Raw genomic sequence first — 10,279 nt, 5'->3', positions numbered from 1 at the left:
ATCCCCGCGTGCGCGGGGAGCGGGACGTGGATCCGCAGGCGAACGCCTCCCGGAGGGGACCATCCCCGCGTGCGCGGGGAGCAGCTCACCGACTACGACCCGGACCCCGCCGCACCGGGACCATCCCCGCGTGCGCGGGGAGCAGCAAGAAATGAGCGAGGGACTGACCGGCGACCCGGGACCATCCCCGCGTGCGCGGGGAGCAGGTGAGCACCTGGCGGCCACGGTCCATGCCCGCGGGACCATCCCCGCGTGCGCGGGGAGCAGTGAGGGTGGACTTTCCCCCCGCGAACAGCACCGGGACCATCCCCGCGTGCGCGGGGAGCAGACCGACGACGGCGCCCAGGAGGCGCAGACCACGGGACCATCCCCGCGTGCGCGGGGAGCAGATGTCCCGGTCGACGACCTCCCAGCCGCCAGAGGGACCATCCCCGCGTGCGCGGGGAGCAGCGGCCCGTCTGCGGAAGCAGGTCGTGTCGGCTGGGACCATCCCCGCGTGCGCGGGGAGCAGAACATCTTGGGCAGCTTGTCCGCGCGTGCCTTGGGACCATCCCCGCGTGCGCGGGGAGCAGACCGCCACCACCAGCGTCATCCGCAGCGCCAAGGGACCATCCCCGCGTGCGCGGGGAGCAGGAGCCGTTCACCGGGGTTGGCGACCGGGACGCGGGACCATCCCCGCGTGCGCGGGGAGCAGGACAACAGTCGGCATTCCGGCAACATCTACCGGGGACCATCCCCGCGTGCGCGGGGAGCAGACAGCTGAGGCCGTCGCCGCGACGGGCATCACGGGACCATCCCCGCGTGCGCGGGGAGCAGACTGCGTGACCAGCAGCGTTAGGTACAGGCGAAGCGGTTTCTTACCAGCTTCAGCGATTCGGTCATTTTCCACATAACCGCTAACCGCCACCATATCGACGTCGCTTAGCCGTCCTGCTCCAGCCGGCCTTTGGTGCAGCGCTCACTGGTTGGGGGGCCTCCGGGCGGTGGATCAGCATGAGACCTTCGTGGTCGGTGGGGTTCCATGAGTGTTCGTGCGTTCGGAACGCATACCCCTGTTCGTTAGTGGTGGTGTACGCCAGAAGTGCTCTGCCTTGCCCCGCGTATTGCTGGACCTCGGTCCACATGATGTCGCGGATCCTTGCGGAAGGGTTGCCGATGAACACTCCGGCCGAGATTTCCAGGAGCCAGCGGGTGAGGTAGCCACGTAGGCCGACTGGACAGTTGGTAAGCACGATGATGGTCACCAGGTGTATGCCTGCTCTGCGTGATTGAAGCCGGCGGCCACTTCTAGGCCGCCATCCGTCTGGACGGTGACAACATCGGCAGTGTCTTCCGTCGATGCCTGGCTTGTTCCGTTGCCGAGCAGGTGCTGGATGTCGCTAACGCATCGCTGCAGCAATCCGATGTCGTTAATGCGATCGCGCAGGGCTCGGCGGGTTCTGGACCCGACGTCTTCTTCGCCTTCTGCGGCGATGTCGAAGGCAAGGGGGATACCGATCTCGGTCTTGTACAGATCGGCGATATCCAAGACGAAGGACAGTTCGTGGCCGGAGTGGATGAAGCCGAGAGCTGGCGTGCAGCCGAGGGCGGCCACGACTGCGTGGGTGATGCCGTACATACATTGTGCTGCGGCTGTGATGGCCTGGTTGACTGGGTCACCGCTGGTGAAGTCACCTGGCACGTACCGGCGGCCGCGCCATGGCACTCCGGTACGGGCGGCCTGAGCCTGGTAGCACGCTTTGACGCGCTGTCCCTCGCGGCCCAGCAGCTCGCGGCGGGTGCACCTGGTCGGATCTTCCTCGGGGAAGCGAAGCTTGTACATGGCGCGAGCGACTGCGAGGCGACTTCGCTGGTTTGCCCAGTGGGTGGCTTGCAGTTCGGCCAGGGCGGAGGAGCGGGTCAACGCGCGGCCCCCGGCGTAGTAGCGAATGCCGTGCTCGCCTACCCAGGCGACGGCGGCACCTGTTTCGCCGAGGACGCTCATCGCTTGGTGGGTGATCCGGGTGCCTGGGCCCAGCAGAAGGGTGCCGATGGTTGCTGAGGGGATGTGCGTTGTGCCTTCGGCGTCCTGGGCTGTGATGGCGTTGGCGTCGCGGTGGACGGTGCAGCGCTCGAGGTAGATGAAGGAGAGACGTTCGCTGGCGCGGGTGAGGTGCCGGGGTGTGAGCGCGGTTCGTGTGGAAATGGTTGTCATGAGTCGGTGGGTGCCAAGGTCATCAGGCCGCAGCCGTAGGCTTTGGCTTTGCCCAGTCCCGTGGTGAGGGTGCGGCGTAGGGCTGCGGGGTCGGTGATTTGGAGCCGGCCGTCGAAGGTGGCGGTGACGACGTTCACTGTGTTCCGTGCGGAGGACCGCTGGTCGCGCTTGTTGAAGGCCAGGCGTCGTTCGTCCCGGACGGTCAGTTCGTGCTGGTCACCGTGGTGCGGGTGTCCCTGGTGGGTGGTACCGCCGGGGAGGAGACGCGAGGCCTGGCGTTTTTCAAGGACGCGGAATCCGCAGCGGTCCTGCTGCTTCAGCAGCCAGTTTTTCTGGTGGATGGGGGTGAGGTGGGCGGTGCGCTTGGTGGGTTCGCCGTCTTTGCGGCGGATGTAGTGCACTGGGTTGGCGGTCAGTCTGAAGGCCCAAATGTCGCCTTCGGCCAAGCGGTCCAGCAGGGGAGCGTAGGAGCGGCTTAGCCAGCCGGGTTTGTCGGGGGTGCTGGCGGCGGGCCAGCCGGCCTGTTCCACGAGGTGGGTGAGATCCGGGCTGTCCGGGCTGACGATATAGAGGAGGACTTCGGCTCTCGAGTTGTGGTCCAGTCGCCACAGGACCCGCGGCGCGTGGGGGTCGCCGCTGTCGGACGGCAACAGTTCCGGGAAGGAGGACATGACGGCCGCGTGCAGGGCTTGAGGTGAGGCGAGCAGCCTGCGGGCGCCGGGCCGTGGGGTGTTCATGCGGAATCGGGTGAGGTACATCAGGCGCTGTCCTCCGTCAGGGCCGCGAAGGGGTCATGTGTAGGCACCGGCCGTTTGGCAGCCCACGGCGCGGGGATGTCGACTGCGGTGGTGACGACGCCGCGCAGATCGTGCCGTCGGTGTTCGGGGGCGAAGCTGACGGGCTGGTCGCGCAGGAGGTCGCTGTGTGGCTCGTCCGTGCGGGCCTCGCTCAGCACGGTCAAGCTGACGATCGGCTTGCCGTGGTGCAGTTTCTGGTACCAGCGGGCTGCCTGCCAGGCTTCTTCGGCCAGTGCTTGCTCGAGTGCGGTTGTTCGGACAGTGAGTGCGACGGGGTGGGCCGGCGGGCAGGAGCGGCGGCCGAGGTAGGGCGGGTACACCGGGTGCCGTACGGCGTCGTGCAGCTCGGTGATGAGCGTGTGGTCGCCTTCCACGGCGGCGACGAAGACGGCGTCGGCGAGGTAGAAGCGTTCGGACAGGGGCATGGATTTGCCGGTGACGGGGTGGTGGGCGGTGTGGAAGTCCCGCAGGCGTGTGCCGGGCTGGTCGACGCGCACGGCGAAGCGCAGTGAGCTGAGCGCGGCGAGCGCCTGGTCGTCGCCTCGGGCGATGCCTTTGGCGGCGGCGAGCATGCCGATGACGCCGCTCTTGGTGGGGGCGGACTCGGTGGTGCGGCGGGCGAAGCGGGCGGAGGCCCCCCACGCTTGCAGGGGGCCGGCCAACTTCAGGGTGAGCACGCTCATGCGGGCTTGTCCAGACGCTCGGCAACGGCCTGGCCGAGTGAGGTGACCAGTTCACGCAGGTTGGCGGCCTCTTCACCGATGCCGGAGAGCTTTTCCGTGTTCGGTCCGACGCGCAGGACCCAGGTGAGGGTGGAGTCCTCGTCGCCGAAGGCGCGCTCGATGTCGGGGATGAACTGGGCGAGGCGGCCGGAGGCCTCACGGACGTGCCCGGCGCCGTTCTGGCTCCCGATGGGCTCTTCGAAGGCGGCGACAAAGCTGATGGGGCGGGTGGTGCGCAGCTTGACGATGACGGCGTCGGGCAGGGTGTGGTGCCCGAACGTGTTGATCTTGCCGGTGGGCAGTGAAGCGACGAAGCCGTGGACGAAGGCTTCGACGGCGCGGCGCACGGGAGTGGTGAGCGGCTCGTTCTCGCGCAGTCCCTTGCCGAGGTTGTCGGCCAGTTGGTGGACGGAGAGGGCTGCGTAGCGGTAGAGGGTGGCGGAGTTGAAGTCGACTGTGCCGATCATGCCGGCGCCGGGTTCGGCGTCGGTGTTGTGGTCGTCGACGGCGGTGTAGTAGTCGGATTCGGTCTCGGCGCGGTGGACGCTGATGGCGTGGGCGACCTGGACGGCGGCGTCGACGTTGATGTCGGCGGAGTCGGCGACCATGCGGCCGAACAGGGCGACGTCGACGGAGTGGCGGGTGTCGGCGGCTTGCTTGGCGCGGGCCTTGTTGTCCCTGTCTTTGAGCCACATCTTGATGTCCGCGGCGCCTTCCACAGCAAGGGCGGCGAGGTTGTCGAGCTGGCGGGAGCTGAGGAACATCAGGTACTTCGATTCAGGAGCCGGTGCGTCCACGCCGTCCTTCGCGGCGTCGGCCTTCCGCTTCGGGACTTCGATCTTCGAACCGGTCGCGGCTTCGATGAGGGCAGCCGCCAGCGCGAGGGCCTGCTTCTGATCGATGCCGGAATCGAGGCCGGTGATCCGCTCGGCCAGGACTTCGGCAACTTTCTTGGTCCGCACCCCCAGGTCGCTGGGGTCCAGGAGGTTCTCGTCTTTGAAGTAGCCGCGGGTGGCACGCTTCCAGGCCTGGCTGGAGACGCGTGCGCGCGGGACGCCGCCGTAGATCGCGGTCTTCGGCGCGCCGGTGTCGTCGCGGTTGAGGTTGCTGGGCGGGACGGTTTGCAGGGCGTGCACGTCGAGGAAGATGCGGATCACGAGGCGTCCTTGTCCGTGGTCGTGGTGGTGTCGGCGTTGACGGAGTTGCCAGCCTGGTCGGCAGGCTGCTCGTCGGCGCGGCGGCGGTAGGCGTGGAAGGAGCGTGCCCAGGCGCGACGTACGGCATCACGGCCGCCGGGCTGCTGCCACTGGTAGAGCTGCTCGGCCAGCAGGGCGTAGTCGAGTGCGATGTCGTCGCGGCGCAGGAGCAGAACGATGTCCCGTAGCCGGCTGGCCAAGGCGGGGAGGCTTGGGGCGCTGCCGGCTCTGACGAGACGTTTGCGTACGGGTTCGTCGACGTCCCCGGGCGACATCAGCCGACGGGCGGCAGCCCCCAGCCCTCGAGGGGCGGTGCGGGTGTCGCAGACGTGCATGCCGCTGCCACGTGACTGCTGATGCAGGGCCCACAGGGTCAGGGCCGTGTGGACAGCGTCCTCGGCCCATGTAAGTTCCGTCTCGTGCAACGACCGTGCGCCTGGTGGGGTGGTGTGGAGGGGGCCGGTGTCGATCAGGCCCCACAGGTCCTCGGGGACTTCTCCGAAGGTCTTGCCCGCACCGCGGCGTAGCCGGGCCAGCGCCGCCACGGCCGCGGGCCGGTCGGCCAGATAGTCCCTCTGCAGGTCGGTGACCGTCTCGCGGACGAGTTGCCCGACCCGCTGGGCCGGCGAGGTGAGGCTGGATGGGGCGGGGGCGGTGGGCGTGGTCATGCGGACACCTTCGGCAGTGAAGCGGGAACGGAAACGGCCTCGCCGCTGGGCTCAGGAGATGTGAATGGGTAGCTGAGTGCCTTGTTCAGGCGGGCGCGGAACCAGGCCTCGGCCAGGGCGGCGTTGAGCCACTCCGTGCCCGCCTTGGTCGTGATCAGCCGGCCCTCCCAGGCGGCCTCTCCCGCGCTGCGGAGCAGTTCCTCACCCAGCGTGCGGACGGTGCGGTGGGCCTGCTGCTGCCACAGCCGGCGCTGATCGAAGGGGTCATCCGCAGCGGCCAGGTGTCGCAGCCAGGTGCGGTAGGCATGGTCAAGAGCGCCGAAGCCGCGCTCCTGCGCGGTGGCCTTCATGCTTTCGGCCTCGCTGCCGGCGGCGCGGGCGAGATCTGAGGCAAGGTCCCCCAGGGCGAGGACGGCCTTCTCTGCGTCGCTGACCGCGTCGATCGCCTGGACGGCATAGTCACGGTCCTGCCGGTGCAGCAATACCAGAGCCATCGCGACATGGTCATCGACAACCTCGTCGATCACCGACTGCTGAGTGCCGTACACCGCCCCGACCACCCGCGCCCGGATCAGAAAACCGCGGGGCAGCACGCCCTCGGTCACCAGCCTTGCCACCCACTCAAGAACACCCGGTCGCAGCACCGGCGCCGCCTCAGCGCCCTGCCCGGGCACCACCCGGTCCACGATCAGCGCAGCCAGGCCCCGCCACGCTGCCCGGGACGGGTCGTGCTCCCTGGGCAGGTAGACGACGGCCTCGCCCCGCTTCTTCTCCTGCGCCGCGCTGCGCCGCCAAGCCGTCATCGGCTCAAGACGGTGCTGGTTGTGCGGGGCGAGAGGGTCGCCGTATCCCAGGACGACACCGTGAACACCGTCGGCGTCGAAGTGGAGGCGTACCCGTCTGCTCTGCCAGGTGTACAGATCCCGCACACCGCCCGGTCGCCGGCCCGTCACCGCTGAGGGACCGCTGGGATCGTGACGCCAGGCTGGCCGATCATGGTCGTTCCCGCCGCCTCCGGCGTCGTCGGCGATGAGGTTCAGAAGAAGGGTCTGGCGCAGGGTGTCGCCTTCGGCGAAGACCCCGCCCAGGGTGCCGGCCCAGCCCACGCCCAGGGGATAGACCTTGCCGCCTTTCGCGCGGTCGTCCCCGGCGACTCCGGACTTGATGCCGGAGGTGTCGTAGGCATGGGTGTGAATGAGCCACCGGGCGGCCTCGGCGAACGGCAGCCGCGGTACCGACGGCTGGCGGGAGCTGAAGAACGGCTCACCGTTCGGCACGTCGGCGACGATCCGGTTGAGGGAGAAGACCTCGTCCTTCGCCGTGCGCAAGCCTGCCACTTGCATGAACGGCTGGAGGGGATGAAGCAGGTCGAACCTGGCCCGCCGGCTATCCAGATAACCGGCCACTGGCGCGAAACAATGTTCGTCGTCCCACAGGTCCGCCCACTCGTCGACGTCTGCCGGCCCGTCGAGCGCGTCGTGGCACACGGCCAGGAGCAGCCGCAGCACCGCGAATTCCACGGTGGGCAGCTCCCCCACCAGGCGCCGGATCCGCCCGGCTTGCGCGAAGACCTCACGCAAGGAAAGTTCCGCCTGGCTGCCGTCGAGATACAGCACAGGGATCCATGGACAGTCGGTCAGGTCAAACGTTAACGGGCTGGTAGGCCCTTGGGATTCAGGCACTTGTCACCTCAAGGCCGTCGTCGGGGCTGTAACGGAGTGCGTAGCCTGCCAGGTGGGTCTGACAATCGGCATCCAGAACGAGAATCAGCTGGCCAGCAAGCCAAGGACTCCTCTGCCAGGCCGGCACATAGAACTCCTCAAGCTCACCGATCGCCCGGTCCATCACCTCCGTGTAGGAAAACTGAATGGGGAGCCTCAGCCCGCACTTGGCGACCGCCCGGGCAGCCTTCGGCGAAGGTTCCGCGTCGACCGGCAAAGGAAGACCGCCAAGCCCCTCCCCCAGCCACGGCACCGTCGCAAGCGAACCGTCCACTCGGCGCTGAACGACGACCACCTCCAAGCTCTGGCGCCCATCACGCACCTGCGCACGACCGGCCCGGGTCTCATCCGCATCCCCAGCCCCTGCCGCGACCCAGCCGAAAAGCGGCCGGCCCGCCTTGCCCACCTCCTCGATACGGAAGACGTCCGCCCTCGAGGCCTGGTCAGCCTGGTGCTCCTCGTGCCGCTGCCGCGCACCGGCCATCGCCTCAGCCCACTCCCCCGGCCCGGCCGGACCAGACCGGTAGGCGCCCTGCACCAGCAGGCTGATGTCCTGGGGCAGCCGCACAGGACGCCTCTGCTCCAGGTGCGGCAGCAGCACCGCAGCAGACCGAAGCAACGGATACAGCCCATACACCGCCACCGAACCGCGCACCGGCACGGGCACGCGTTCAGACCAGTCCACCCCAGTCACCAAGCAGCGCGCCGTCCGCAGTCCCACCGGCCGGTCGGCCTGCCCGCCACCGCGCTGATGCCGGTGCAGGCGCCCCATCCTCTGCAGCAGCAAGTCCACCGGACACAAGTCACTGACCAGCAGGTCGAAATCCACATCCAGCGACTGCTCCGCCACTTGGCTCGCCACCACCACATGCGGCCCGGCAGGACGGCCCACGCTCTTGCCCGGCGGACCGAACCTGCCCAGCAGAGCGGCGTCCTTCACCGCCCGGTCCGCGTCGAGGAAGCTCGAGTGAGCAACCGTCACATTCGCATCACCGAACTTCGCCCGCAGCGCCTTGGCGGTCTGCAGCACCCGCTTGACCGTATTGCGCACCACCAGCACGCAACCACCGTCAGCAAGCTCCGCAACCAGCCGGTCCACCAGGACAGTCAGATCGTCATTCAGGCGCTCCACCGTGACCTCGGCGCCGCGGTTCGACGCCGCGGGCAGCACCACACGGGCCAGCTGGCCAGCAACCACCGCGGTGAGCAGCGGATATCCCTCCACGCTAGACACGCTCGCCAAATCCCCGCCACCGGCATACGCCTCGGCGAGCTCCCGCCGGCGCCCGGCCGGCAACGTCGCCGACAGCACCACCACCGGCACCCGATACGCCCCCAGCCACGACAACGCCCGATCCAGATAGGAACTCATGTACGTGTCGTAGGCATGCACCTCATCAATGACGACGACCTTCCCCGCCACCGCCAGATGCCGCAGAGCCAGATGCCGACTCTTCAACCCCGCGAACAGCAACTGGTCAACCGTCCCCGCCACGAACGACGACAGCATCGCCTTCTTACGCCCCCGCAACCACGAGTGCGCCACCAGCTCAGCCGAAGCCAGCCGCCGATCCTCCGACGGCCGCCACTCACCCGCCTCACCATCCACATCAACCGCAGCAACCACCCGCCCACGGCCAGCACGGACAAGCTCCGCGAAACGCTCGTTCAACGCCGCCTTCGAATGCGCCAACAGCACCGACAGCCGCTCCCCTCCCTCCACCGGGAGCCGGCCAAGCCAATCCAAAAGCCGGGGGAACATCGCGTTGCCCGTCGCCATGGTCGGCAACGCGAAAAACACGCCACCCGCACCGGACCGAGCCGCGAATACCTCCGCCACCGCCAACGCTGCCTCAGTCTTCCCCTCCCCCATCGGCGCCTCGATCACCATCAGCCCCGGCTCAGCCATCTCCCTCGCCAGCTCAACCGCCGCCTCCTGAACCGGTCGGACTCGCGCACCGGCAGGGAGAGCAAATCGAGCCGAGAACAAGCCCCCCACACCCTGACCGGACTCAGCCGCCACCCAAGGGCGCGGCAGATTCAGCCCCTGCCAAGCCGCCGTCACACGCTCGGACCCGGTAACACCGGCACCTTCAGGGAAGTAAGGGAACAGGTCCGGGTTACTGGCGATCCAGTCAGCCACGATCACCACCGCGCTCAGCAACACCTGAACCGGCTGCCGCAGCTTCACCCCACGCCACTCATTCAGCCTCCCCGCAACCCCGTACTTAACAGCACACGCGTCAAGCAACTCGGCCTGGACCTGCCGCCAAGCGGCCCTGCTCACTCCCGAAGACCACACCAAATGAGACCGATCCAGCAGCGCCTTGATCTGGCCGTGCTCCGGCGGCACCCCATGATGCCCACCCACCACCACCGCGAACTGGCCAGACTGCCGACCCGACCACCCGCGCTCCTCCTCCAGCCACTCCTGCAAGAGCACCAACCCGGCAAGCCCATGCGGCGCGAGCTTTCGATCCGCACCCAGCTCCCGGGCAGTCCCCATCTCCAAACCCGCCGACCGCATCCGGTCCGCGAGCTGATCCACCTGACAGGCGAAGGCTGGCGTTGCCTTACCAATGTCGTGCACGCCAGACAGCCACACGACCAGGCGCCGAGCATCATCCTCACCACCCGGCAAACCCTCAGCGATCAACCGACGGACACCAGCAGGCAGCCAGTCATCCCACAGCAAGCCCGCCACAGCCGCACTGTCATCCATATGCCGCCACAGCGGCAACCAGCCGTCACAGTCGCGATCATGCTTAGCCCACACCGAACAAGCCGCGACCCCGAGCCGACTCCCCAGCCCAGAACGACTCCCCCCACCGTCTGCCATAAAAAGATCAATACACGGGCAGCACACCCGTTGACGGCAGTATGCGAAAACTTCGTACAGATCATGCAGGCCGGCATAGGCATATATCCGGCGAGGGCGAGGACGGACCCAGGAACGCGCAGTGCCCCTCTCATCCACGCCC

General features: G+C 68.1%; 8 protein-coding genes and 1 CRISPR repeat array. All 8 genes read right to left on the bottom strand.

Annotated features, from left to right (window positions below):
- Positions 1-55: 55 nt before the first annotated feature.
- Positions 56-816: a CRISPR direct-repeat array (repeat unit 29 nt; unit sequence GGGACCATCCCCGCGTGCGCGGGGAGCAG).
- 80 nt (positions 817-896) lie between these two features.
- The 8 genes from cas2e to cas3 are packed head-to-tail and all read right to left on the bottom strand — an operon-like array spanning position 897 to position 10,020.
- Positions 897-1,244: a type I-E CRISPR-associated endoribonuclease Cas2e gene (gene cas2e, locus A4V12_RS35505; protein WP_079137277.1), complete on the bottom strand. Its 348-nt coding sequence runs from the start codon at positions 1,242-1,244 to the stop codon at positions 897-899.
- Positions 1,241-2,194: a type I-E CRISPR-associated endonuclease Cas1e gene (cas1e, locus tag A4V12_RS23170; protein WP_064071343.1), complete on the bottom strand. Its 954-nt coding sequence runs from the start codon at positions 2,192-2,194 to the stop codon at positions 1,241-1,243. Before cas1e ends, cas2e begins: the two co-directional genes overlap by 4 nt.
- Entirely contained in the window at positions 2,191-2,952 is a 762-nt protein-coding gene (gene cas6e, locus A4V12_RS23165) for a type I-E CRISPR-associated protein Cas6/Cse3/CasE (protein WP_064071342.1), read from the bottom strand. Before cas6e ends, cas1e begins: the two co-directional genes overlap by 4 nt.
- On the bottom strand, positions 2,952-3,674 hold the full coding sequence (cas5e, locus tag A4V12_RS23160) for a type I-E CRISPR-associated protein Cas5/CasD (protein WP_064071341.1): 723 nt from the start codon (positions 3,672-3,674) through the stop codon (positions 2,952-2,954). Before cas5e ends, cas6e begins: the two co-directional genes overlap by 1 nt.
- Complete coding sequence (gene cas7e / locus A4V12_RS23155; protein ID WP_064071340.1) at positions 3,671-4,870, bottom strand: type I-E CRISPR-associated protein Cas7/Cse4/CasC; 1,200 nt, start codon at positions 4,868-4,870, stop codon at positions 3,671-3,673. The genes cas5e and cas7e overlap by 4 nt, the downstream gene beginning before the upstream one ends.
- The gene (gene casB / locus A4V12_RS23150) at positions 4,867-5,577 is read right to left on the bottom strand and encodes a type I-E CRISPR-associated protein Cse2/CasB (RefSeq protein ID WP_064071339.1); all 711 of its coding nucleotides are present in this window, start codon (positions 5,575-5,577) and stop codon (positions 4,867-4,869) included. Before casB ends, cas7e begins: the two co-directional genes overlap by 4 nt.
- Positions 5,574-7,193, bottom strand: coding sequence for a type I-E CRISPR-associated protein Cse1/CasA (casA, locus tag A4V12_RS23145; protein ID WP_234372305.1), 1,620 nt, complete (start codon positions 7,191-7,193; stop codon positions 5,574-5,576). The genes casB and casA overlap by 4 nt, the downstream gene beginning before the upstream one ends.
- Before the next feature lie 58 nt (positions 7,194-7,251).
- Positions 7,252-10,020, bottom strand: coding sequence for a CRISPR-associated helicase Cas3' (cas3, locus tag A4V12_RS23140; protein ID WP_234372304.1), 2,769 nt, complete (start codon positions 10,018-10,020; stop codon positions 7,252-7,254).
- Positions 10,021-10,279 lie beyond the last annotated feature (259 nt).

Source organism: Streptomyces noursei, assembly GCF_001646665.1.
Classification (GTDB): domain Bacteria; phylum Actinomycetota; class Actinomycetes; order Streptomycetales; family Streptomycetaceae; genus Streptomyces; species Streptomyces lavendulocolor.
Note: the sequence above shows the minus strand (reverse complement) of the source record. Positions and strands in the feature narration are given on the sequence as shown.

Bases quoted from the DNA above. Each gene is read 5' to 3' on its own strand.
- cas1e (WP_064071343.1), bottom strand. From the start codon at position 2,194: ATGACAACCATTTCCACACGAACCGCGCTCACACCCCGGCACCTCACC.
- cas6e (WP_064071342.1), bottom strand. From the start codon at position 2,952: ATGTACCTCACCCGATTCCGCATGAACACCCCACGGCCCGGCGCCCGC.
- cas5e (WP_064071341.1), bottom strand. From the start codon at position 3,674: ATGAGCGTGCTCACCCTGAAGTTGGCCGGCCCCCTGCAAGCGTGGGGG.
- casB (WP_064071339.1), bottom strand. From the start codon at position 5,577: ATGACCACGCCCACCGCCCCCGCCCCATCCAGCCTCACCTCGCCGGCC.
- cas3 (WP_234372304.1), bottom strand. From the start codon at position 10,020: ATGGATGACAGTGCGGCTGTGGCGGGCTTGCTGTGGGATGACTGGCTG.